Below are 24,829 nucleotides of genomic sequence, written 5' to 3' on the forward strand. Positions count from 1 at the left end.
CAGAATAAAACCGATATCGCAGCCAATAAAACTGCACTCAAAAAACAGGAAACCGCGATTGTTAACAATCATCTAAATATCACAGAAAACCGCCAAAACATTGCGACTAACAAAACTCGTATTGATGAATTGTATAAATTCAACAACAACTTAAAAACTAGCGTGACACAAAATACTGCGCGGATCAGCAATCTGGAAGGTCGAGTTGATCGACTTGAGAAGAAAATGCAGCGCAACTTTGCATCGCAGGCTGCATTAACTGGCTTGTTCCAACCATATAATATCGGTAAATTTAATCTTAGTGCAGCGGTAGGCGGTTACAACTCAGAAACGGCTTTTGCAATCGGTACCGGTTATCGTTTCAACCGAAACGTTGCCGCCAAAGCAGGGATTGCGATGACGCCAAGTAGCAGCAGCATTAGTTACAATGCTGGCGTAAACTTTGAATGGTAATTCAGCTAAGAATATCGCTTTATATCAACGAGGAGTAAATCAGCCTTAGACAAGCATAAAAAACTACCGGTATCCCGCTAGGATACTGGTAGTTTAATTGTAGATAAAAACCACTGCGGTAAAACATTTAGCGTTTTTTTGCCAGCATATAAAAGTATGCCTTTATTTATCAATTAACGAAATTGCTGGGTCAGCGGCACTTCGGCGTCGGGTTCGTGTGTAATGCGGTTACGCAAGTCACGACGAATCACTTCAATGGTCCAGAACCAGAAAATATGACCGACTAATTCCGAAACATGCTCATACCATGGCCATTCAGACACCGGTGGCGTTAAGCCCAATGCCGGGAATGAAATGTAGTGAACGCATAAATTGGCAATAAGACCGGCGCCGATACCTTGCCAGAATTTGATTTTAGGGAAACGTTCGGCAACCAAACAATAGCCGATAGCAAACACTAAGGAGAAAGTGATATGCGTTACGCCGATCCAGTCAAAACCATAGTCGGCAAAGGTAAATGCAGCCTGAGTGGGATCAATACCAAGATAATCGCGCAAGAAAACATGCGGCGGGTTTAAAAATGCGCGCGAACATTGCTCCAGCGCGGCTGCCTGTGCGGCAACTTGATCCGCGGCGGAATTTAGCGCGTCCAACACTGGCTGCGGACAGGCGGCGGTGAATAAATCTTTTGGACTGCGCGGTGGGAACGGATGTTCTGCACCCCATTTAACAAAGGCAGAAACAAGACCTGCAATAATACCGACAAACACAGCCAAGCCGTAACGGCGACGTGCCGGATCGGTCTGAACAAATAAACCTGACATAGATACTCCGATTTCAATAAAGAAAAGAATAGACTGTATGTAATACAGCGCTCATAAATAATACGATTTTAATAAAAATCGTGCTGATCTTAAGCAATCAGTTAGAATAGTCAAGGGCTTTCTGCCTAGAAGGTGGTAGTAAAACAGCAAAACCCGCCCCTATCAATTGAATTCGTTCAACTTTCGGGGGCGGATTAAAAAACAGTGAAAAATTTCACCGCACTTTTACGGTGGGGCTAATCAGAATTTTGCCGCCAGCATGGCTTCCAGTTTTTCCTGATCAGCGGCGAATTTACGGATCCCTTCCGCCAGTTTTTCCACCGCCATGGCATCGCTGTTATGCTGCCAGTAAAACTCGCTTTCCGTTAATGGTTGCGGTTTAGCCTGCACCTCGCCACAAAAGGCCAGTTTACGCTCAAGTGCGGTTTGATTTTCCTGCAATGCTTTCAGTAACGGCGGCGCAATTGTCAATCGGTCGCAACCGGCAAGTTCGGTAATTTCACCGACATTGCGGAAACTGGCGCCCATCACCACGGTTTGATAGCCGTGTTGTTTGTAGTAATTGTAGATTTTGGTAACCGAAATCACGCCCGGATCTTGCGCTGGCGCATAGTCTTTTTTCTCGCCATTGGCTTTATACCAGTCCAAAATGCGTCCCACAAACGGTGAAATCAAATACACGCCCGCCTCTGCACAAGCGCGCGCTTGCGCTTCGGAGAATAATAAGGTCAGATTACAGTTGATGCCTTCTTTTTCCAGAATTTCCGCCGCGCGGATACCCTGCCACGTGGAGGCGATTTTGATTAAAATACGCTCATTTGAGATGCTAGCTTCATTATAAAGACGAATTAATTTGCGCGCTTTTGCCACCGTCGCCTCGGTGTTGTACGACAATCTGGCATCCACTTCGGTAGAAACCCGTCCCGGCACGATTTTCAGAATTTCTAGACCGATATTCACCGCCAGTTTATCTTCCGCATCAATCAGCTGTTGGGCTTTATCTTGGCTCTGCGTTTTTGCATACGCAATTGCCTCATCGATTAGCGGGGCATATTGCGGCAGGGCGGATGCGCTTAAAATTAATGAAGGATTGGTGGTGGCATCCTGCGGTCGGTATTGTTTGATAGCGTCGATATCACCGGTATCGGCAACTACAACGGTCATACTGCGAAGTGCGTCTAATTGTGTGGTCATAATTTTCCTCATTGATTATGGTTTCATTATGGATAATTGATTATTACAATAACACATCTTTGTTATGATGAAACGGATATTTTGGCTTTAACAGCAATAGGCAGATGCTGTCTGATTTTCAGGTCGCTTATCATAGGCGAAGCCGATAAAAATAACCGTGATCTCAATCACAGTATTTGGAGTAAAACATGGCGATACGTTGTGCTTGGTGCGAAAATGCACAGATTTATCTGGACTATCACGATCAGGAATGGGGCAAACCGCAATACGACAGTCTGAAATTATTTGAAAAACTCTGTTTGGAGGGTCAGCAAGCGGGATTGTCTTGGATTACGGTGCTGAAAAAACGTGAACATTATCGGCGGGCATTTTATGGCTTTGAGCCGACCAAAATTGCGCAAATGCACGAACAGGACATTGATCGGCTGATGCAAAACCCCGGACTTATCCGCCACCGCGCCAAGCTGGAAGCAATTATCAAAAATGCCAAGGCTTATCTGGCAATGGAAAAGTGCGGTGAAAATTTCAGCGATTTTATTTGGTCGTTTGTCAATCATCAGCCGCAAATCAATGACAGACCCGATTTAGACAGCATTCCGACACGCACACCAACCTCCGCATTAATGTCCAAAGCGCTGAAGAAAAGAGGCTTCGTATTTGTAGGCGAGACAACCTGTTATGCATTTATGCAATCGATGGGATTGGTAGACGATCACCTCAACGACTGCTTCTGCAAGCATAAATAACATGCTTTTTAACCGAATTTTCTTTATAATCAAGCAAATTTTACCTCACGGATAAACGGTTAACCGATGAAAAGAAACTATTACACCTTGCTTTCGCTGTCTGTTCTGACCGCATTCTATAGCGCGCACAGCCGGGCGGATTTACAACAACAATGTTTAATCGGCGTACCGCATTTCAGCGGCGAAGTTATTCAAGGCGATCCGAACGATCAGCCGGTTTATATTGAAGCGGATCGCGCGGAACTCAACCAGCCCACCAGCGCACGTTATGAAGGCGGGGTGGATATCAAACAGGGCAACCGTCATCTGCAATCCGCTATTGCGGAAGTGCGGCAATCCGGCGAAGGCGATAACGTTCAGCGTTATGCGTATGCCAAAGGCGGTTTCGATTACAAAGACAATTTAATCAACCTGACCGGCGATAATGCGAAAATTCATTTAAACAGCAAAGACAGCGATATTGAAAACGCCGATTATCAGCTGGTGAACCGTCAAGGGCGCGGAAAAGCAGAGCACGTGGAACTGCGCGGCGATTACCGACTGATGAAAAACGCCACGTTCACATCCTGTCTGCCGAACGATAATGCTTGGGCAATTGATGCCAGCGAAATGCGCCAATATATTCAGGAAGAATATGTGGAAATGTGGCACGCGCGTTTTAAAGTGCAGGGCGTGCCGATTTTCTATACGCCTTATTTGCAGTTGCCGATAGGCGATCGACGCCGTTCCGGCTTATTGATACCCAATGCTGGCAGTTCGAGCCGCGACGGTTACTGGTATTCACAGCCAGTGTACTGGAACATCGCGCCCAACTTCGACGCCACCATTACCCCGAAATACATGTCGCACCGCGGCTGGCAAATGAACGGTGAGTTTCGTTATTTGACCGCGCTCGGCGAAGGAAAAATCGCGGGCGAATATTTAAACGACGATCGCTATAAAGACTTTACCGACGACAACCGTTCCCGCCATTTATTCCACTGGCAGCACAGTTCCCGTTTTCTGAAAGACTGGCGCTTAAATGTGAATTACACCCGCGTCAGCGATAAACGCTATTTCAACGATTTTGATTCCGACTACGGCAGCAGCACCGACGGTTATGCCGATCAAACCGCGCGTATCGCCTATTATCAGCCGAATTATAATCTCGCGATTTCGGCAAAACAGTTCCAAGTGTTTGATGAAGCCAGTATCGGGCCTTACCGTGCTTTACCGCAAATTGATTTTAATTATTACAAAAACAATCTGGCGGACGGCTTACTGGATTTCAAACTGTTCTCACAAGCGGTACGTTTTGAAAACGACAGCTCGCGGATGCCGAAAGCTTGGCGTTTTCACGTAGAACCGAGCCTGACATTACCGCTGTCCAATCATTATGGTAGCTTAAATATTGAAACCAAACTGTACGCCACCCATTACAATCAGACTAAAGGCAGCGCAAGCGATGCGGAAGAAGTGCAAAGATCCGTCAATCGGGTACTGCCGCAAGTAAAAGTCGATTTACAAACCTTGTTGGCAAGCCGACAAAGTTTTATCGACGGCTACACCCAGACCATCGAACCGCGCGTACAATATTTATATCGCCCTTACAAAGACCAAAGCAATATCGGTTCTCAACTAAATTCTCAATATCTGGGCTTCGGTTATGATTCCGTCTTGCTGCAACAGGATTATTATTCGTTATTCCGTGACCGCCGTTACAGCGGCCTTGACCGTATCGCCTCCGCCAACCAGTTCACTGTCGGCGGTACCACTCGTTTTTATGACCAACAAGCCAATGAACGCTTTAACCTGTCACTGGGGCAAATTTACTATATCCGCGATTCCCGCATTGATGACGACGCCCAGAACAGCACGCACGGTTCATCGTCTTCTTGGGCGCTGGAATCAAATTGGCGTATCTCACCACAATGGAATTGGCGCGGCAGCTATCAATACGACACCAGCCTGAACCAAACCTCGCTGGCCAATACCACGCTGGAATTTAACCCGCAGGGCAACAATCTGGTGCAGCTGAATTACCGTTATGCTAGTCAGGCTTATATCGACCAAAACCTGACCTCCAGCATTAACCGCTATAATCAGGATATTAAACAGCTCGGTGTCGTTGCCGCGTGGGAAGTGACCGATAACTGGGCAGTGGTCGGACGTTATTATCAGGATCTGGCACTGAAAAAACCAGTGGAACAATATCTCGGCGTACAATATAACGCCTGCTGCTGGGCAGTCGGTGTTGGGGTAAGACGCTATGTCACCAGCCGCACCAATCAAAAGGATGACGAAGTGTTATACGATCACGGCATCGGTTTCACCTTTGAGCTGCGCGGTTTGGGCAACGATCACCGCAGTGGCATCGAAGACATGCTGAAAAAAGGCAAACTGCCTTATATTCAACCGTTCAGCCTATAAGCGGCAAACAAAAACGGCGGAATACTCATCCGCCGTTTTAGCCGATAGGCACTGCCGAAAAACACAAAAAACCGACCGCACTTTTCTTTTTGCGCTAACCTCTCTAAATAAGATTCGCCGGCAACACTATTCCGCCTGATGCAAATAAATATCAAAACGGTGATTTTTAGTCTCGCGGCTAAAGTGCGGTGCTTTTTGCGCAAGAAAATCGGCATAATCGGAGCGTTTCACCACTACGCGTCGACGCGCCAAACGCAGCGCCGGCAGCAGTAATTGATCTGCATCGTCGTCTGCGCCGACCAAATGCTGAAAAAGGCGCATTTCTTTTTTCACCAAGGCACTTTTCGGTTTATGCGGATACATCGGATCCAAATACACGACATCAGCGCAATCGGCGACAGGATCGAGCGCCGCAATATGCCCGCGCGGCAGCAAGTGCATATTGTGCCGCATCATCGTCCCGATTTCCGCATCCTGATAAGCGCGTCGCAAACCGTCTTGTAACAACAAATAGACCACCGGATGACGCTCCAGCAAACGCACGTGGCAGCCGATGGCAGCCAATACAAAAGCATCGCGCCCCAGCCCTGCGGTCGCATCAATCACCGTCGGCATATAATCTTTTTTGATTCCCACCGCTTTAGCAATGGCTTCACCACGCCCGCCGCCGAATTTACGCCGATGAGCCAGCACACCGCCGACAAAATCCACATAGACCGCCCCCAGTTTCGGTTCGTCCAGTCGGCGCAACTCCAAACGCGCGTCACCGTTGACCTCGCATTGCACCAGCGCCAGCTGACTGCGCGAATCATGAATCAGCCCATTTTGCGCACAAAGTGCGGTGAAATTTTCGCGGTTTTCGGTTTCACAACGCAGTTGAATCGCTATTTTTTGATCAGCCATACGCCGCTTTCCATATGATCGGTATAAGGAAATTGATCGAACAACGCCGCTTTTTCAATGCGGTGTGTACGGCATAAAGTGCGTAAATTTTCGCACAGGCTGTCAGGATTGCAGGAAATATACAAAATGCGCTCATAATGGCTTACCAGCGCCAGCGTGCCGGCATCCAACCCGGCGCGCGGCGGATCCACCAAAATCGTGCTGCATTGATAATCCCGCAGATTAATCCCCTGCAAACGATTAAACGCGCGCACACCGTTCATCGCTTGGGTAAATTCTTCCGCCGACATGCGGATAATCTGCAAATTATCAATGCCGTTTGCCGCAATATTAAATTGCGCCGCCGCAACCGAAGACTTGGCAATTTCCGTTGCCAGCACCCGACGAAAATTGTGCGCCAGCGCAATGGAAAAGTTGCCGTTGCCACAATATAATTCCAGCAAATCGCCCTGACTGTGGCGTGTGCAGGCTTGCGCCCATTGCAGCATTTTGCCGTTCACCGCCGCATTGGGTTGGGTAAAGCTGTTTTCCACCTGCCGATAAATATAATCTTTGCCGTTGACGGTCAGCACTTCGTCAATAAAATCCTGATGTAAACAAAGTTTCTGCTTGCTGGCACGTCCAATCAGTTCAACGGCAAATCCCTGTTGTTGCAAATCCATTTTCAGCTCTGTTGCCGCCTGTAGCCATGTCTGATCCAGTGGCTTGTGATAAAGCAGACTGACAATAATCTTGTTGCTTAAGGTGCTGAGATAATCAATCTGAAACAAACGCCAGCGCAGCACCTCTTGCGCTTTTAGGCGCGGCACAAGCGCTTGCATCATGCGATTGATCAAACGGGATGCGACGGGAAAGTTGTCGATGCGACAACGCCGCCGAGTTTGTGGATCAAACATAATGTGGTACAGATCGTCGTTATCGTGCCACACTCTAAACTCCGCGCGCATACGATAATGTTGCGGCGGCGAGTCAAACACCTCGATCTCCGGCGGATCAAAAGGCGCTAAAAGTGCGGTCAGTTTTTTGTGTTTTTCCGCCAATAGCGCGGTATATTCGTCAATCGGTAAAGTTTGCATGAAAATTATCAACAGTTGCTAATATAAAAAAACAAAAGGCTTGAAATGCTCAAGCCCTTAGTCTGTGTAATGCGCTCTTTATTCCGCAGAAAAGTCGTCCAGATTATCCGCGCCAACCACGCCGGACAAGGTATAGACGCGCTTGGTGCTGGAAATGCGGGAGCGATATTTATTCCACGTTTTTTCAAAGAAGGTTTCTGCCGGACGCTTGCCCTGACAGAATGCCACAAAAGCTTTTTCTTCTTCGGTAACCGGTTTGCGTTCGCCCAGCTCCAAGGCTTTAAACGCCTGACCGTACTGTTCCAGTGCCTGAGATTCTTTAATGGTGTAATCACCGTGGCGTGCGAAACCGCGCGGGTAATGCTTGTCGTCAAAAAAACGACGGGTAACGCTAAAACTTTCAGCCATAATATCCTCAAATTATCAGTAGTAAAAACGGCAGGCATTAAACCAATTTTTTACCGTTTTTGCAATTTTTTTGTTATTTTTGCAGCAAAGCCTTGACAGTTTCCACATATTCCTGCACAAAACCGTCCGCGCTGCGGGTTAAACCTTCCGGATTAACGCGGAACTTGCCGTTTACGTAGAAATCCGGCACGCCATGCACTTGTAATTTCTCCGCCAGTTTAACCTGTTGATTCACCAAACCGTTTACCGCAAAACTGTTGATACCGCCGTCAAACTGTTCTGCGGTTACGCCGTTATCCAAAAAGATCTTACGTACCGCATCTTGTGAAGGTGCGGATTGATCTCTGTCCGCCACCGCTTTTTTGGCAGCTTCAAACAACGGCGCTTTTACTTTATCTTCAACCCCCAGCGCCATCGCCAACGCCCACGCGCGGGTTAAATTTTCAGACTGAAAGCCCAAGAAGGTAACATGATATTGTTTAAACTTCGTGCCTTCTGGTAAGGCGTCTTTCACTTTTTGCGGAATGCCGTATTCCATCTCAAAGGAATAACAGTGCGGGCAATAAAAAGAGAAAAACTCCACCACTTCTGGCTGCAACGAACGCTCCGTATTCAGCGCGATATATTGTTTGCCTTCCGTTAAATCCAATGCCTGCGCATTGGCGATAAATAACAATGATGTTAATGCAAAAAGAAATTTTTTGATCATGAGATTATGTCCTTATTTATTTAAGAATGCCGCGCGCTTTTAATAGCGCGGTTTTAAAATCGTCTTCATAGTCTTTTTTGATTCCCGGAATGGGTTCGCTTTTATCTTTACCGTACATTTTCAGATGATAAATGATCACCTCGTCGGTCAACTCTGAAACGGGTTTATCAAAACCGGCTTCCGCGGCGATTTTCTGCAAAATCTGGATTAAATGCAAATCCGGATCGTTAGACCAGTAGGGTTGTAGAAGTTCCAACACTTCGTGCAAACGATGACATTTCATAAAGTTTTCCTTATTATGTGCAAAATCTTCCCGATCATACTTGAATTACGATGAGAATAAAACATGGCAATCACAATTAGTGCGGTAATTTTAGCCGGCGGACGGGCGACACGCATGGGCGGCGCCGACAAAGGGTTGCAGCTGTTTCGCGGCGAACCGCTGTTTATGCACGTTTATCGCCGTCTGTCCGCTCAAGTCGAGGACATTTCCCTTAACGCCAATCGCAATCGGCAACGCTACCGCGCAAGCGGGCTGCCGGTTTTTGCCGACCGACTGCCGGGTTTTCAGGGACCGTTAAGCGGCATGCTGACCGCGTTGGAGCGGGCGCACACTGAATTTGTGCTGTTCGTGCCCTGCGATACGCCTTTTCTGCCGGCGGATCTGCGCATAAAGCTGCAAAGTGCGGTGGAAAAATCGCACGTTTTTGCCGCCTACGCCCATGACGGTGAACGCGAACACCCCACCTGCTGTCTGCTTGCCGTCGCCTTGAAAGACAAATTAGAGGCTTATCTGCGCCGCGGACATCGTCGGATATTGCAATTTCTGCGCGAAAACGACGCGCAAGCGGTGGATTTCAGCCAACAGCCAACCGCCTTCACCAATATAAATACCACCGCGGATCTGGAAAGGTGATGCAGCTCACATAACGGTAGTACATTTTTGCTTTTTTATCGCCCCTATAATCAGTATAATGCTCGGCATGATTTTCAATCGGGAAGACCAATATGTTTAAGAAATTGTCCATCGTGTTAATGGTTGCCGTGCTTTCTGCATGTTCCGTTTCCTCTTATATTCCGTTTATGGGTGACAAAAAACCCGTCATCAATTTAGATAAAGATCAAATCGATCAAAAATCCTATGCCACAGCCTATGCCGCCACAGTGGAAACTTACTCAGGCCGCGTTAATCAGGATTACGACGTCAACTCTTTCGCCAGCGGCGCTAACGATTGGTATCTCGGACGCATTTTAGTGCCGATCGACAAAGTCAAAGCCAATCTGTACCAGGGCGGGCATGATAGCAATATTTACGCCTATTACAGCGGCGTGGTGTTTGCCTCGGAACTGCAAAACAACTTTAACCGCCTGAGCACCGACTGCTGGCGCCACATTGATCAGCCAAGCGCAACGCAAGGGATTTACGACGCCATGCTGGATTTACAACACAATAAAGTGCGGTCGGAAAACGACGAATATATCGTGCAAGGCAGCGAACAAATCCTGCGGTTGTGCACCGGCAAATAATCAGGACATAAAAAAGCTGTTGATGTCATGCCTATCATATCAACAGCTTTCTATTTTTAATCATAGGCTGAAAGGTTTTTGCTTATAAATTTATTTATCCGCATTTCAGTCAACCTAAAACCATAGACACACATAAGGAGAAGGAATGTTTAATTTACCCGAAGATAACATTCATTTATCTGCACAGGCAAGCAACAAACAGCAGGCGATTGAACTGGCGGCACAAGCATTAGAACAAGCCGGTTACGTGGAAAGCGGTTACTTACAAGGCATGCTGGAACGCGAAACGCAAACATCCACTTATCTGGGTAACGGCATCGCCATTCCGCACGGTACAGTAAATACCCGTTCCATGGTAAAAAATACCGGCGTTCAGGTTTTTCAGTTCCCGCAGGGCATTGAATGGGGCGAAGGCAATACCGCTTACATCGTTATCGGGATTGCCGCCCGTTCCGACGAACATTTAGCGCTGCTGCGTCAGTTAACTCACGTATTAGGCGACGAAGACACCGCGGCAAAACTCGCTACCTTGCAGGATGTCGGTCAATTCCGCGCCATTCTGACCGGCGAACAGGCATTCGGCGTCCAGCCGGACGATCTTAGTCTGAATGTAGAAACACAAAGTCTGCTCACCCTTGTGGCAATCAACGCCGGCAAACTGCAAGCACAAAGTGCGGTAAATAATCACTTCGTTTCCGAAGTGATCGGCACTCCCGCCTTGCCGTTAGGTAACGGCTTATGGCTAAGCGATGCGGTAGCCGGCAATGAAAAAAACGCACTGGCATTCAGCCGTCCGAACACATCGTTTGACAACAACGGCAAACCCGTACGAGGCGTTTTAACCGTTGCCGCCCTAAATGATCAGATTAACCCGACGTTGTTGCGCTTATTAGACGCACAAGTGCAGCAAGCATTGTTAACCGGCAGTGTCGAACAAATTGTCGCGGCGTTAAACGGTACGTCGCAACCGGCAACAAACGTCACGCCAGAAACCACCGCAACAGCGCCGGCCGGCACAGTCACCGGAACATTCACCATTCGCAACGAACACGGTTTACATGCTCGTCCGGCGGCAGTACTGGTCAATGAAGTCAAAAAATTCAATGCTAAAATCACCGTTGAAAATCTCAGCCGCCAAACTGCTGCGGTGAGCGCCAAAAGTCTGATGAAAATCGTCGCGTTAGGCGTCACGCAAGGTCATCGCCTGCGCTTTGTGGCGGAAGGCGAAGACGCCCTACTGGCGGTTGAAGCGATCGGCAAAGTGATTGCAGACGGGTTGGGCGAAGCAGTCTCGGCCGTGCCGCCGCAGCAGGCAGATACGATTGAGACGGCACAGCAGCCGATTCAAACCGCCGCTGCTGTAGAACAGGCGGAAGATGTGCCGTCAGATAGCGTAGAAGGCGTGTTCGTGATTAACAATGAACACGGTCTACATGCGCGCCCCGCTGCTATGCTGGTGAATGAGGTGAAAAAATATAATGCTTCCGTAGCGGTGCAGAATTTGGATCGCGAAGGTCCGCTAGTCAGCGCCAAAAGCTTGATGAAAATCGTCGCACTCGGCGTGGTGAAAGGACATCGACTGCGTTTTGTTGCAAGCGGTGAAGAGGCGCAAAAAGCCATCGACGGTATCGGTGCGGCAATTAATGCCGGCTTAGGCGAATAAGGAGCAGGCTATGGCAACAGTTGCAACAATTACGTTAAATACCGCTTATGACTTGGTCGGTCGCCTTAAACGTATTGAACGCGGCGAAGTCAACAGCGTAGAAACGCTCGGCTTGTTCCCGGCGGGCAAAGGCATTAATGTGGCAAAAGTTCTGAAAGATTTAGGGCTGGACGTTGCGGTCGGCGGTTTTCTGGGGCAAGACAATCAGGGAGATTTTGAAGCCATGTTCAGCCGCCTCGGGCTGGAAGATAAATTCCACCGCGTTGCTGGCAAAACCCGGATTAATGTCAAAATTACCGAAACCGAAGCCGATGTAACAGATTTGAATTTTTCCGGTTATCAAATCGACGCGGCAGATTGGCAGGCGTTCGTACGGGATTCACTGAGCTATTGCCGAAATTACGACATTATTGCGGTATGTGGCAGTCTACCCCATGGTGTTTCGCCGCAACAGTTCGCCGACTGGTTACAGCAACTGCATGACGCCGGCGTAAAAGTGGTGCTGGACAGCAGTAATCAAGCACTCACCGCCGGTTTGCAGGCTAATCCTTGGCTGGTTAAACCGAATCATCGCGAATTGGAGGCTTGGATCGGACATTCGCTGCCGACCCTTGCGGATATTATCGCGGCAGCCAAGAAACTGAAAGCGCAAGGCATCGCTAATGTGATTATTTCCATGGGGGCGGAAGGTTCTTTATGGTTAAGCGACAAGGCTATCATTCAAGCCCGCCCACCGAAATGTAAAAATGTTGTCAGCACCGTGGGGGCTGGCGATTCTATGGTTGCCGGTCTAATCTACGGGTTCAGTAAGCAACTTGCGCCGCAGGAAACGCTCGCCTTTGCCAGTGCGGTGTCCGCGTTCGCGGTGTCGCAAAGTAATGTCGGAGTCAGCGATCCGGCATTATTAACGCCAATTTTAAACGACGTACAGATCAAATTAATCGAAGGGTAAATTTCAATGAACATTTTTCTTACCAACGCAGCCAATATCGGTAATGCAAAAGCATTTTTACTCCGACAAACCGTCGCCACCGCGGCACAACAGCAGGGTCATCAGATTGTTGAAGATGCTGCGCAGGCGGAGTTAGCTATCAGTTTCGGCGGTATGGCGAATAACCCGCAATTAGCGGGCAAAAAGGTCTTTGTCGCCGATCCGCAGCAGGCTTTCAGTGCGCCGGAAGCGTGCGTGCGCCAGGCATTGACTGAAGCCGTAGATTATACTGCGCCAAGCGCCGAAAGTGCGGTCAATTCCGGCGCAGCTTCCGCTAGCGGAGTGAAAAACATCGTGGCGGTCACTGCCTGCCCGACCGGCGTAGCGCATACGTTTATGTCGGCAGAGGCGATTGAAACTTACGCCAAAGCACAGGGCTGGAATATCAAAGTGGAAACCCGCGGTCAGGTGGGTGTCGGTAATCCGGTTTCGGCGCAAGAAATCGCCGCGGCGGATCTGGTCTTTGTCGCCGCCGATATTGATGTGGACTTAAGTAAATTCAGCGGTAAACCGATGTATCGTACCTCAACCGGTCTGGCATTGAAAAAAACTGCACAGGAATTCGCAAAAGCCTTTAGCGAAGCACAAATCTACAACGGCGCCGCGCAATCAGCGGTGAAGAGCGAAAGTGAAAACAGCACGCAAGAGAAAAAAGGACTTTACCGTCACTTAATGACCGGCGTTTCTCACATGTTGCCGTTAGTTGTGGCGGGCGGTTTACTGATCGCCATTTCCTTTATGTTCGGGATTGAAGCCTTTAAAGATCCGAATATTGCCGGCGGTTTACCGACTGCGTTAATGGAGATCGGCGGCGGTGCGGCATTCCACCTGATGATCGCGGTATTCGCCGGTTACGTGGCGTTTTCAATCGCGGATCGTCCGGGGCTGGCGGTCGGTCTTATCGGCGGTATGCTTGCTACTACGGCGGGTGCAGGGATTTTGGGCGGAATTATCGCCGGTTTTCTGGCGGGCTATGTGGTGAAATTACTAAACGACAGCATTCACCTGTCGCCGAGTCTCAGCTCACTCAAACCGATTTTAATCCTGCCGTTGCTGGGTTCCGCCATTGTCGGGCTGGCCATGGTATATATTATCAACCCGCCGGTGAAAGCCTTGATGGACGCGCTGGTGAACTGGCTCAACACTATGGGACAGGTTAATGCGGTGTCACTGGGTGTCATCCTCGGTGCAATGATGTGTGTGGACATGGGCGGTCCGGTCAATAAAGCGGCCTACACGTTCGGTACCGGCTTAATCGCCTCCGGCGTTTATACTCCGATGGCGGCGGTGATGGCAGCCGGTATGGTACCGCCAATCGGCATGACCATCGCAACGCTGCTGGCGCGCCGTAAATTTACCGTTAACCAGCGTGACGCCGGCAAAGCCTCTTTTGTTTTAGGGTTATGCTTTATCTCTGAGGGCGCATTGCCGTTTGTGGCGGCGGATCCTATCCGCGTGATCGTATCGAGCATTATCGGCGGCGCAACTGCCGGCGCGATTTCATTAGGCTTGGGCATTACGTTACAGGCGCCGCACGGCGGGTTATTCGTGATTCCGTTCGTTTCGCAGCCGTTAATGTATCTGGCAGCGATTGCAATCGGCGCAGTGGTAACCGGTGTAATTTATTCAATCATCAAACCGAAAATCGCCTAAAAAACCACCGCACTTTTCTGAATAAACCCGGCTTATCGTCGGGTTTATTTTTCCTGAATATTTACAGGTTACGCCGTCGTTGTTACTATTAGCGCGTTTGCCTCACAAAGGAAAAAGAATGGATAAATATAATAAATTTCGGATTGAATGGGATTGTCGGCGCGGGATGCTGGAGCTGGATAAAGTGATTATGCCGTTCTTCCAACACCATTTCGACGATTTAGCGGATGAAAAAAAAGACGTTTTCCTGCGCCTGTTAACCGCCACCGACTTACAGCTGTTCTCATGGTTTTTCAATCGGGTGCCGGCGCCTGACCTTGAATTACGGCAAATGGTGACCTATATACAGGAAAAATTAAATTTAACGCATTAGTCGATCTTTACAAAAAAGATTGAACTTTTTACAGTTTACATTCTCTAACTAACTGCAAGAGCTTGCTGTCTTTATATTAAGGCTTGTTAGAGGTGATATAAGAGGTTATATGGCTGAACAGCTAACGGATCAGGCTTTGGTAGAAAGGGTGCAGCAGGGAGATAAGAAAGCGTTCAATTTGTTGGTATCGCGTTATCAGAATAAAGTTGCCGGGTTACTGACCCGATATGTTTCACAAAATGATATTCCCGATGTTGTGCAAGAATCGTTTATTAAGGCATATCGCTCAATAGATTCTTTCCGCGGCGACAGCGCTTTCTACACTTGGCTATATCGAATCGCAGTCAATACTGCAAAGAATTATTTAACCGCGCAAGGGCGTCGACCGCCGAATGAAGATATTCTGGCAGAAGAGGCGGAAACCTATGATGTGGGTACGAACTTAAGGGATGTGGATACGCCCGAAAATGAAATGCTATCCGGCGAACTGAAAAAAATTGTATTCGATACCATTCACGGATTGCAGGAAGATTTAAGAACCGCCATTACCCTGCGGGAAATTGAAGGGTTAAGTTATGAAGAGATTGCAGGTATTATGGATTGCCCGGTGGGCACGGTGCGTTCCCGTATCTTTAGAGCTCGGGAAATTATCGAAAGCAAAATCCGCCCGTTTCTTCAGCGTTAAAACGAAAACAGCGTAACAGACAAAACCAGACTTTGGAGTTTAATATGCAAAAAGAGTTACTTTCAGCATACATTGACGGTGAACAGGTAAGTAACGAATTGACCGACGAACTTTGCCGCGATGCGGATTTACAAAAATCTTGGGCGGCATATCACACCATTCGTTCGGTCATGCGTCAGGAAACCGAAGTGCTGTTGGGCGCAGACTTCACCGCCAAAATGGAAGCGCTGATTGAGCAGGAAGAGCGACAGGCTACCGAACCGCTGGTTGCCCAACCAACAGTCGAAGAGGTCGAAAAATCACCGTTCGCACAAAAACTGAGAGCATGGTTCGCACCGATGGTACAGGTTGCGGTCGCCGCCGGAGTTTGTCTGGTGGCGGTTATCGGCGTACAGAGTTTTAACAACGCCAGTGGCACAAAAGACGCACCGGATACACCGGTGTTGCAAACTTTGCCGTTTAACGATTCGGTGCAGGAGGTCAGCTATAATGCGCCAAGCAAGGATGTGGTCACCTCTGATCAACTGGAGCAGAAAAACAAACGTATCGGCGCCATGTTACAGAATTATGAATTACAACGCCGTGTTTATGCCGATGATTTGAGTCTGCGCAACGATAACAGCAAATAATTTGTTTCAGCTGTCGGAATATTCACCACCATTTTTGGTGGTGAATTTATTTTAACTATAACGGTTATATTGATATACGATGTTAAAAATATCTCCCAAAATCACCGCACTTTTCTTTACCTTGATGTTTTCAGTTACCCTGTCTGCGCAAGAAGCCCTTGAGCCGAAACAGCTGCTGGAGAAAATGCACGCCGCCAAAGAGCAGCTGAATTATGAAATTGCCTTTGTGCAGACCACACCGATTAATATGGAATCTCTACGTTACCGTCATCTCAATGCCGACGGCAAAACCTATGCCCAGCTCATCACACTGGACGGCGTGCCGCAGGAAATTATTCAGCGAGATAGTCTAATCAGTTATTTTCAGCCCAATTATCAGGCATTTTCCATTACCGGCAGCAATATCATCGACAGCTTGCCGTCAATTCTGTACAGCAACCTGGATAATCTAACCAAATACTACGATTTCATCAATATCGGGCGCAACCGCGTGGCGGATCATGTGGTGCAAACCCTGCGCATTCTGCCGAAAGACGACTTCCGTTATCAATATTTGGTTTTTATCGACGAACAGAATCACCTGCTATTGCGCAGCGATATGTTGGACAGAGAAGGCAACCTGCTGGAACAGTTTCGAGTGGTCAATCTGTATGTGGGCGATGGTTTGAACGAACTGTCAAATTATCTCAACAATATCGTGTTTCCACCGTTACTGAACGAACAGATCAGTAAAAAATCCGCTGAGGTAAAATTAAGTTGGCGCCCAAGCTGGGTGCCGAATGGCTTTAAACTGATTACCAGCGGACAACAAAAAGACGGCGATGTCACCATAGAAACCCAGTTATACAGCGACGGGCTATTTTCGTTCACTTTGTACAGCGCCAACACGATTATCCCGAATGAGGCGGAAAATGCCTGGAAACAAGGACCGCTGACTTTTTACAGTGAAACTCGAGAAGGTAAAGAACTGACATTTATCGGTCAATTGCCGATCTCCACCGCTAAACGAATCGTGCAGGACATTCAATTAAAATAAGCCTATGTTAACAGAAAATGCAGTCGTGATAGATTACCATGCCGGCATCGCTACGGTAAAATGCCTTTCTCACAGCGCCTGCGGACAATGCGCGGCAAAAAGTGCCTGCGGTTCCGCCGCGCTGTCCGAACTCACCGGCAGCGCGGTGGAACACATTTTCAGCATTGAAACCATCACGCCGCTCAAGCCCGGTCAAACAGTGGAAATCGGGTTGTCAGAACGTTCCTTACTGTTATCCACGCTGCTGATGTACTTGCTGCCGTTACTCAGCCTTGTACTCAGCACACTGTGTGCCGAATCACTGTTCACACATGAATTATATGGCGCGGTTTTTATCTTTTTTTGCACCGCACTTGCCTTTATTGCCGTTCGTCTTTATGCTAAAAAGCTACAATCAAAATCCAGTTACCGACCGGTTCTGCTCCGCGTTCTGTAACAGCAAACACAAGGACAAAATATGCTTCCACTGCTCGGCATCAGCGGTTACAGCGGCAGCGGCAAAACCACATTACTGGAAAAGCTGCTGCCGCATTTAGCGCGTTTAGGACTACGCGTTGCGGTTATCAAACACAGCCACCACAATGCGCAGGTGGACAAAGTGGGCAAAGACAGCTGGCGTATGAAAGAAGCCGGCGCCACACAGGTTGCCATGGTTTGTGACCAGCGCTGGGCGCTGATGACGGAAACCGCGCAGCCCGTCAGTCTGCACTATCTGGCGCAGCAATTCGATCCGCAGCTCACTGACTTGATACTGGTCGAAGGATTCAAACAAGAACCTATCGACAAAATTTTGCTGCATCGCCAATCCATGTCCCGTCCTTTGCCGCAGCCGGACGCATACATGCGGGCGATTGCTACCGATTACCCGCTGCACACGCCTCTGCCACATCTGAATATTAACGATACCGCTCAAATCGCCACCTTTATTCTGGATTGGTATCAGCAAAAGTGCGGTGAAAAATCGGATAGTTTTTATGAGTGATAGCAAATCCTATCACGGACTGGCGTGGATTGCCGCTACTGCATTTTTTATGCAAACGCTGGATGCAACTATTCTGAATACCGCGTTGCCGGCCATTTCTCGCAGTTTGAACGAATCGCCGCTGGAAATGCAAATGGCGATTATCAGCTATGCGTTGACCGTCGCGTTGTTTATTCCGCTCAGCGGCTGGCTGGCGGATAAATACGGTACGCTGACAGTTTTCCGACTAGCTGTTGGTATCTTTGTGCTGGGGTCAATTGCCTGTGCCACATCCAATTGTCTGAATACGCTGGTTGCTGCCCGCATTTTGCAAGGCTTTGGCGGGGCGCTGATGATGCCGGTGGCACGCTTGTCGATTATTCGCAGCGTGCCGAAAACCGAGCTGCTCAATGCGTGGAACATTATGGCGATGGCGGGCTTAATCGGTCCGATTTTAGGTCCGATTCTCGGTGGTTGGCTGGTAACCTACGCTAGTTGGCACTGGATTTTTCTGATTAATATTCCAATCGGATTACTCGGCATCATTATCGCCGGTGCATATATGCCGAACCGCAAAGCCGAAGTGCGTAAGCTAGACTGGGTCGGTTTTATTCTGTTTGCCGGCGGACTGGTGGGCTTAACCCTCGGGCTGGATTTGGTGGCGGAAAATATGACCTCGGCAATCACCACGTTTTTGATTTTAGCTGTCGGGTTGATGTTTCTGTTCGCTTATTACTTTTATGCGTGCGCCGTGGACAACGCTTTATTGCCGTTGGCATTATTCCGGATCCGTACCTTTCGCCTCGGATTTGTCGCCAACTTGTTTATTCGCCTGTGCGGTTCCGGCATTCCGTTTCTGTTGCCGTTAATGTTACAGGTGGTATTTCATTACAGCGCAGAAATCGCAGGCTGGCTGATGGCACCAATTGCGGTGAGCTCGGTAATGTTAAAGGCGTTTATTCGTCGGATTTTGTCCCGTTTCGGCTATAAACACACGCTGATACTGGCGTCGCTCGGCATGAGCATCGTCATCGCCGCAATGAGTCTGTTGCACCAAGCTATGCCAGTCTGGCAGATTATCGCTATATTAATCTGTTACGGCGCCTGTATGTCGATTATTTTTACCGCCATTAATACGCTGACCATCAGCGATCTGCCGGATCACTACGCCAGCGCGGGATCGACCATGCTAAGTGTGATTCAACAGGTCGGTATCGGAGTCGGCATCGCGGTCTCGTCGGTAATACTTGGCTTATACCGCAATGCTTTCGGCGACAACGGTGAACAATTACAACAGGCGTTCAGCTATACATTTCTGACCTCAACGGTTTTCGGGCTGGTTTTGATTATCGTATTGTCCCGCCTGAAAAGCCACGACGGTGAACATTTACAACAACGCAAAGGCAGAACATAACATGGACTTGCATAATATCCGCGAAGAATACAGCAAACAGGAGTTATCCAAAAAACAATGTGCCGATAACCCGCTCACACAGCTGGAGCAATGGCTGAATGACGCCATCAAGGCGCAGGTTAACGAACCCACCGCAATGAATCTGGCAACCGTCGATAGTGACGGAAAACCCAGCAGTCGGATCGTGTTATTGAAAGAAATCAACGCGCAGGGCATTGTCTTTTTTACCAATTATCACAGCCATAAAGGCAGAGCGATTAGCAGCAATCCCTACGTGGCGCTGAATTTTTTCTGGCCGGAATTGGAACGCCAGATACGCATTGAAGGACGAGCGGAAAAATTGCCAGCACAGCAGTCGGACGACTATTTTGCCAGCCGCCCTTACACCAGTCGCATCGGTGCTTGGGCTAGCGAACAAAGTGCGGTAATTCCCGGCAAACACAGTTTACTCAGCAAAGCCGCCCTTATTGCAGCTAAACATCCGCTGCATGTTCCGCGTCCGCCACATTGGGGCGGTTATTTGATCGTGCCGCAGCTAGTAGAATTCTGGCAAGGACGTCCAAGCCGATTGCACGATCGAATTCGCTATCTGCGCACCGACAACGGTACATGGCAAAAAGACAGATTGTCGCCGTAATGCGCGCACCTTAACAAGCCGTAACAGCGGGCGATGCTATTCCGTGACAAATATCATCGCGCCGCGCCATATGGCATTGGCGTCATCGACGACTTATAACGTAACGCCAGTTTTGAAAATCGCCAGTTCTCGGAATTCGTTCAGTTCGTTTTTGGTCGGTGCGCCGTTGACAATTTCCACCACCAGCGCAATGAAATCTTTTAATAGTTGTGTCATGGAAACATCGTAAACTAGGCGCCCGGCATCAAAATCAATCCAGTGTTTTTTCTTATGCGCCAGTTCGCTGTTTGTCGCAATTTTTATTGTCGGAACAAATCCGCCGTAAGGCGTACCGCGTCCGGTGGTAAACAACACAATATGACAGCCAGCACCCGCTAAAGCGCTGGTCGCTACCGCATCGTTGCCCGGTGCGCTCAATAAATTCAATCCCGCCTGCCGTAATCGCTCACCGTATCGCAACACATCAACGACCTGACTGTTGCCCGCTTTCTGAGTACAACCGAGGGATTTATCCTCCAACGTAGTGATGCCGCCGGCTTTATTGCCCGGTGATGGGTTTTCATAAATCGGCTGTCGGTGGCGGATAAAATACTGTTTAAAATCATTTATCATTTGTACGGTTTTATGGAAAACCGCCTCGTTGCGACAATGGCTCATCAGAATACGTTCCGCGCCGAACATTTCCGGCACCTCGGTTAACACCGTAGTACCGCCGTGGCTGATTAAATAGTCGGAAAACCGACCCAACATTGGATTCGCCGTAATGCCGGAAAAGCCATCCGAACCGCCGCACTCTAAGCCGAATTTTACTTCGCTCAGCATACCTGGCCGACGGCGGTCATAACGCATGGTCTGATAAAGGCGCTCCAATAACGCCAATCCGCCTTCCACTTCGTCATCATCATGCTGACAAACCATAAATTTTACTCGGTTTTCATCATATTCGCCGAGACTGTCACGAAATGCGCCGACTTGATTATTTTCACAACCCAGTCCGATCACCAGCACCGCGCCGGCGTTCGGGTGTTTCACCATATTCTGTAACATCACTTTGGTGTTTTCGTGATCATCGCCCAACTGCGAACAGCCGTAACTGTGATTAAAGGTGAAAACACCGTCGATATCTGCCAAAGCATGTCGCTGCATAAAACGTTTTCTAATTTGATTAGCGATACCCACCACACAGCCTACCGTCGGCACAATCCACAGTTCGTTGCGCACGCCAATATCGCCATTTGGGCGCCGATAAATCTGCACCGCACAATCCGGCAACTGCGGCGCAAGCGCCGTTGATGTCGGCAAATACCGGTAATCATTAATCTCGCTTAAATTGGTTTTGACATTATGGGTATGCGCATGCTCGCCGGGCTGAATATCCGTTCGCGCATGACCAATCGAATAGCCGTATTTCACTACATTGCTGTCTTTGGCGATGGGACATAGCGCAAATTTATGCCCCCTGCCGATATCTGAAAGCAGTGTGACGGTTTGCCCGTCAACCTCCAGCGACGTTCCACGCGCCAGATCCTGCAACGCCACCGCCACATTATCCGCCGCACGGATTTTGATAAACCGCTTCATAATCAATCTCCGCAATAATGTGCCAGCGCCGCTCTCATGCCTTTTTCCAGAATCATATTCAGCTGTTCTGCTACCCGCTCAACTAACTGCGGCACTTGAGTTAAATCCTGTTGCCAATGGTCTTTCTGCTGCAAGACGTGCTGTACCAATTGATACAGCGTTAAATCGCCGTCGGCAAACTGTCGCCACCATTGTTTATAGCGCGTCAACCAGATCGCATCGTCTTGTAGCACAATCGGCTGACCATTGCGTTCACCGCGATAAAACGCAATTAATGCCGCCAGTGCAAAGGTCAAGTGCGGTGGTAATTTTTGATATTTCCGCACATAAGCCAATAACTGCGGTAAATTGCGGGTACGGTATTTGGTCATACTGTTTAAGGCAATAGACAACAATTGATGCTGAATAAACGGATTTTGGAAACGTTTGATGACCGCTTCGGCAAATTGCCGTAGCTCATCTTGCGGCAGAGAAAGCACAGGAATAATCTCATTTTCCACCGCACTTTGCACAAATCGACGTAGTGCCGGATCATTCATCGCCGCGCCCACCGTATCCACCCCGGCAAGATATGCCACCGGAACCAACGCCGTATGCGCGCCGTTTAAAATCGCAACTTTACGCTCTTTATAGGGTTTGATGTCGTCCACGATTAATACGTTTAAATTCGCTTGATCCAAACGCAACATTTGGGTTAGCGATTGTGGTCCTTGAATCACGAACAGATAAAAATACTCCGCCGTATCCAAAAAACTATCTTGATAGCCCAATTCCGCTTCCAGTTCAGCAACTTCGTTGCGCGGATAACCGGTTACAATCCGATCAACCAACGTGGAACAGAACGTATTCGCCGTTTCCAACCATTGCATAAATTCGTCAGAAAGCTGCCATTCGCGAGCATATTTCAAGACTAACGCCTTTAGCTGCTCGCCGTTATAGTCGATTAACTCACACGGCAGCAAAACAAAGCCCTGATGCACATCACCGCCCGCCGCAGTAAAACGCTCAAACAGCAAACGGGTTAATTTAGCCGGATAGCTGACCGGCGGGCGATCGTCAAAACGGTCGCCTTCATGATAACTAATGCCAGCTTCAGTGGTATTGGAAAAAATAAATTTAATCTCCGGATTGTGCGCCAGCGCCAAATAGTCGTCATAATGCTGATAAATATTGATTTCATTATTCACCGAACGGATGATACGGCTTTGCTTCACCACTTCGCCGTTTTCATTCAAACCACGGATAATCGTGGTATATAGCCCGTCCTGCATATTCAGCAGCGGTGGAAAATCGGTATTAATCGGGCGCACAATCACCACCCCGGCATTTAAATCGGTTTGCTCATTCAGCACATCAATCTGCCAATCGATAAAAGCGCGCAGAAAATTGCCTTCACCAAATTGAATGATTTTGGTCGGATATTGTTTACCGGGAAAGTGGGTTCTGTTTAGGGGGATCATTTCGTTATTCTCCTGCGGTTAATTTAGCTCAATTCCAAAATAGTTTTTCGCATTATCGAAACAAATATCTGTTACCATTTGTCCCAATAGTTGAATATCTTTTGGTGCTTCTCCGTCACGCACCCAATGACCGATCATCCGACACAGAATACGGCGGAAATATTCATGGCGAGTATAGGACAAAAAACTACGGCTGTCGGTTAGCATACCGACGAAATGGCGTAGCAAACCTAACTGGCTGAGTTGAGTCAGCTGGCGAATCATGCCGTCTTTCTGATCATTAAACCACCAACCGGAACCGAACTGCATTTTAGATTTAATACCTGCCTGCTGAAAGTTGCCTAACATCGTCGCCAACACTTCGTTATCGCGCGGATTTAGGCAATATAGAATGGTTTTCGGTAACATATTATTGCTACCTTGTGCGTCCAATAAACAGGAAAGCGCCTGTGCGACAGGTTCGTCATTAATAGAATCAAACCCGGTATCTGGACCTAACTGTCTGAACATCAAAGAATTATTATTTCTTAATGCGCCGATATGGTATTGCTGCACCCAATTGCGTTTATGATATTCTGCACCGAGAAAAACCAGTACGGCGGTTTTAAATTTCGCTATCTGTGAGCTATCCAGCTTCTCACCGGACAGTCTTGCCGCCAGAATTTGATTCAATTCCCGCTCCGTTGCGTTTTCATATAACACTACGTCCAGCGCATGATCCGAAACTTTGCAACCGTGCTGTGCAAAGTAATCGATGCGTTTTACCAAAGCACTGCATAAATCGGCAAAGGATTTAATTTCAATATCTGCCGCCACACCGAGTTTTTGTATATAGTTATTAAAGGTATCCTGTTCAATATTAAAGGATTTATCCGGACGAAAGCTTGGTGCCACTTTAGTTTTAAAGTTTTTATCCTGCGCAATAATTTCATGGTACTCCAGACTGTCTATGGGATCGTCCGTAGTGCCGATAAATTTTACGTTCATGCGGGCAATAATACCTTTAGCGGAAAAATCTTCCTGCTGTAAAAGTGCGGTGCATTTATCCCAAATTTCTTTACCCGTTTGCGACGATAATAATGTACCGGTAATACCGAACGGACGGCGTAATTCCAGGTGTGTCCAATGATATAATGGATTTCCTATGGTGTAAGGTACGGTTTCACACCAAGCCTGAAATTTCTCATAATCAGTGGCGTCCCCGGTGCAAAAACGTTCATCAATACCATGAGTACGCATTGCACGCCATTTATAGTGATCACCTTTCAGCCAGATGTCATACAGGTTTTTAAATCGATAGTCGTCAGCAATTTGTTTCGGCGGCAAATGACAATGATAATCAAAAATAGGCTGATTCTCCGCATAATTAAAAAATAATTCTTTTGCAATATCAGTATCCAGTAGGAATTCTTCAGTTAAAAAGCTGCTCATTTGGTTTCTCCATATTATGCCATGTATCACTAACGCAATATGTTATACCAAAACAAGATCTGTAAT

The 24,829-nt window shown here is 48.1% G+C and carries 26 protein-coding genes; 16 read left to right on the forward strand and 10 right to left on the reverse strand.

Translation table 11 applies throughout. From position 1 onward, the window contains the following. Positions 1-453: YadA C-terminal domain-containing protein (locus tag BN3349_RS08395; RefSeq protein ID WP_040976875.1), on the forward strand; the 453-nt coding region annotated here is incomplete at its 5' end. Between the two features lie 173 nt (positions 454-626). Here BN3349_RS08395 and BN3349_RS08400 read toward each other — a convergent pair. After that, positions 627-1,277 (reverse strand): YagU family protein, encoded by a 651-nt coding sequence (locus BN3349_RS08400; protein WP_040976876.1) that lies wholly within the window; start codon positions 1,275-1,277, stop codon positions 627-629. Between the two features lie 240 nt (positions 1,278-1,517). Then, positions 1,518-2,471, reverse strand: coding sequence for a transaldolase (gene tal / locus BN3349_RS08405; protein WP_040976877.1), 954 nt, complete (start codon positions 2,469-2,471; stop codon positions 1,518-1,520). A 188-nt stretch (positions 2,472-2,659) separates the two neighbouring features. Here tal and BN3349_RS08410 point away from each other — a divergent pair, with 188 nt between their 5' ends. Beyond that, positions 2,660-3,217 carry a DNA-3-methyladenine glycosylase I gene (locus BN3349_RS08410; protein ID WP_040976878.1) on the forward strand — a complete coding sequence of 186 codons (558 nt, stop codon included), beginning with the start codon at positions 2,660-2,662 and terminating at the stop codon, positions 3,215-3,217. A 66-nt stretch (positions 3,218-3,283) separates the two neighbouring features. Next, a complete protein-coding gene (gene lptD / locus BN3349_RS08415; RefSeq protein WP_040976879.1) occupies positions 3,284-5,626 on the forward strand; it encodes an LPS assembly protein LptD in 2,343 nt (780 codons plus the stop codon). Positions 5,627-5,752: 126 nt separating this feature from the next. Here the strand turns inward: lptD and BN3349_RS08420 are convergent, their stop codons facing one another. From BN3349_RS08420 to BN3349_RS08440, 5 genes are all read right to left on the reverse strand, one after another. Next, positions 5,753-6,529: a class I SAM-dependent methyltransferase gene (locus tag BN3349_RS08420; RefSeq protein WP_040976880.1), complete on the reverse strand. Its 777-nt coding sequence runs from the start codon at positions 6,527-6,529 to the stop codon at positions 5,753-5,755. After that, on the reverse strand, positions 6,511-7,605 hold the full coding sequence (gene trmA, locus BN3349_RS08425; RefSeq protein ID WP_040976881.1) for a tRNA (uridine(54)-C5)-methyltransferase TrmA: 1,095 nt from the start codon (positions 7,603-7,605) through the stop codon (positions 6,511-6,513). Before trmA ends, BN3349_RS08420 begins: the two co-directional genes overlap by 19 nt. Positions 7,606-7,683: 78 nt before the next feature. Continuing rightward, positions 7,684-8,013: a MaoP family protein gene (locus BN3349_RS08430; RefSeq protein WP_040976882.1), complete on the reverse strand. Its 330-nt coding sequence runs from the start codon at positions 8,011-8,013 to the stop codon at positions 7,684-7,686. A 73-nt stretch (positions 8,014-8,086) separates the two neighbouring features. After that, positions 8,087-8,719 carry a thiol:disulfide interchange protein DsbA gene (gene dsbA, locus BN3349_RS08435; RefSeq protein WP_040976910.1) on the reverse strand — a complete coding sequence of 211 codons (633 nt, stop codon included), beginning with the start codon at positions 8,717-8,719 and terminating at the stop codon, positions 8,087-8,089. Positions 8,720-8,738: 19 nt separating this feature from the next. Further along, positions 8,739-9,005: a YihD family protein gene (locus tag BN3349_RS08440; protein ID WP_040976883.1), complete on the reverse strand. Its 267-nt coding sequence runs from the start codon at positions 9,003-9,005 to the stop codon at positions 8,739-8,741. A gap of 63 nt (positions 9,006-9,068) precedes the next feature. Here BN3349_RS08440 and mobA point away from each other — a divergent pair, with 63 nt between their 5' ends. From mobA to pdxH, 13 genes are all read left to right on the forward strand, one after another. Continuing rightward, on the forward strand, positions 9,069-9,638 hold the full coding sequence (gene mobA / locus BN3349_RS08445; RefSeq protein ID WP_040976884.1) for a molybdenum cofactor guanylyltransferase MobA: 570 nt from the start codon (positions 9,069-9,071) through the stop codon (positions 9,636-9,638). Between the two features lie 92 nt (positions 9,639-9,730). Continuing rightward, a complete protein-coding gene (locus BN3349_RS08450; RefSeq protein WP_040976885.1) occupies positions 9,731-10,249 on the forward strand; it encodes an HI_0449 family lipoprotein in 519 nt (172 codons plus the stop codon). A 145-nt stretch (positions 10,250-10,394) separates the two neighbouring features. Further along, the gene (gene fruB, locus BN3349_RS08455; RefSeq protein WP_040976886.1) at positions 10,395-11,912 is read left to right on the forward strand and encodes a fused PTS fructose transporter subunit IIA/HPr protein; all 1,518 of its coding nucleotides are present in this window, start codon (positions 10,395-10,397) and stop codon (positions 11,910-11,912) included. 10 nt (positions 11,913-11,922) lie between these two features. Next, entirely contained in the window at positions 11,923-12,864 is a 942-nt protein-coding gene (gene fruK, locus BN3349_RS08460) for a 1-phosphofructokinase (protein WP_040976887.1), read from the forward strand. Positions 12,865-12,870: 6 nt separating this feature from the next. Continuing rightward, positions 12,871-14,556 carry a fructose-specific PTS transporter subunit EIIC gene (locus BN3349_RS08465; protein ID WP_040976888.1) on the forward strand — a complete coding sequence of 562 codons (1,686 nt, stop codon included), beginning with the start codon at positions 12,871-12,873 and terminating at the stop codon, positions 14,554-14,556. A gap of 118 nt (positions 14,557-14,674) precedes the next feature. Continuing rightward, positions 14,675-14,929, forward strand: a complete 255-nt coding sequence (locus BN3349_RS08470; RefSeq protein ID WP_040976889.1) for an FAD assembly factor SdhE — start codon at positions 14,675-14,677, stop codon at positions 14,927-14,929. Between the two features lie 109 nt (positions 14,930-15,038). Beyond that, on the forward strand, positions 15,039-15,614 hold the full coding sequence (gene rpoE, locus BN3349_RS08475; RefSeq protein WP_040976890.1) for an RNA polymerase sigma factor RpoE: 576 nt from the start codon (positions 15,039-15,041) through the stop codon (positions 15,612-15,614). Positions 15,615-15,658: 44 nt separating this feature from the next. After that, positions 15,659-16,243, forward strand: coding sequence for a sigma-E factor negative regulatory protein (locus tag BN3349_RS08480; RefSeq protein WP_040976891.1), 585 nt, complete (start codon positions 15,659-15,661; stop codon positions 16,241-16,243). 79 nt (positions 16,244-16,322) lie between these two features. Then, a complete protein-coding gene (rseB, locus tag BN3349_RS08485; RefSeq protein ID WP_040976892.1) occupies positions 16,323-17,279 on the forward strand; it encodes a sigma-E factor regulatory protein RseB in 957 nt (318 codons plus the stop codon). A 4-nt stretch (positions 17,280-17,283) separates the two neighbouring features. Then, a complete protein-coding gene (locus tag BN3349_RS08490) occupies positions 17,284-17,715 on the forward strand; it encodes a SoxR reducing system RseC family protein (protein ID WP_040976893.1) in 432 nt (143 codons plus the stop codon). 21 nt (positions 17,716-17,736) lie between these two features. After that, positions 17,737-18,261, forward strand: coding sequence for a molybdopterin-guanine dinucleotide biosynthesis protein B (mobB, locus tag BN3349_RS08495; RefSeq protein WP_040976894.1), 525 nt, complete (start codon positions 17,737-17,739; stop codon positions 18,259-18,261). Beyond that, positions 18,254-19,654, forward strand: a complete 1,401-nt coding sequence (locus BN3349_RS08500; RefSeq protein WP_040976895.1) for a DHA2 family efflux MFS transporter permease subunit — start codon at positions 18,254-18,256, stop codon at positions 19,652-19,654. The genes mobB and BN3349_RS08500 overlap by 8 nt, the downstream gene beginning before the upstream one ends. A 1-nt stretch (position 19,655) precedes the next feature. Next, on the forward strand, positions 19,656-20,291 hold the full coding sequence (gene pdxH, locus BN3349_RS08505; RefSeq protein ID WP_040976896.1) for a pyridoxamine 5'-phosphate oxidase: 636 nt from the start codon (positions 19,656-19,658) through the stop codon (positions 20,289-20,291). 93 nt (positions 20,292-20,384) lie between these two features. Here the strand turns inward: pdxH and BN3349_RS08510 are convergent, their stop codons facing one another. Genes BN3349_RS08510 through uxaC form a run of 3 tightly spaced genes read right to left on the reverse strand, consistent with a single transcriptional unit; the run spans position 20,385 to position 24,763 of the window. After that, positions 20,385-21,872, reverse strand: a complete 1,488-nt coding sequence (locus tag BN3349_RS08510) for a UxaA family hydrolase (RefSeq protein WP_040976897.1) — start codon at positions 21,870-21,872, stop codon at positions 20,385-20,387. Positions 21,873-21,874: 2 nt separating this feature from the next. Then, complete coding sequence (locus tag BN3349_RS08515) at positions 21,875-23,332, reverse strand: tagaturonate reductase (RefSeq protein WP_040976898.1); 1,458 nt, start codon at positions 23,330-23,332, stop codon at positions 21,875-21,877. Between the two features lie 18 nt (positions 23,333-23,350). Continuing rightward, a complete protein-coding gene (gene uxaC / locus BN3349_RS08520) occupies positions 23,351-24,763 on the reverse strand; it encodes a glucuronate isomerase (RefSeq protein WP_040976899.1) in 1,413 nt (470 codons plus the stop codon). Between the last annotated feature and the right edge of the window lie 66 nt (positions 24,764-24,829).

The sequence above is a fragment of the Necropsobacter massiliensis genome, from assembly GCF_000827595.2.
GTDB classification, from domain to species: domain Bacteria; phylum Pseudomonadota; class Gammaproteobacteria; order Enterobacterales; family Pasteurellaceae; genus Necropsobacter; species Necropsobacter massiliensis.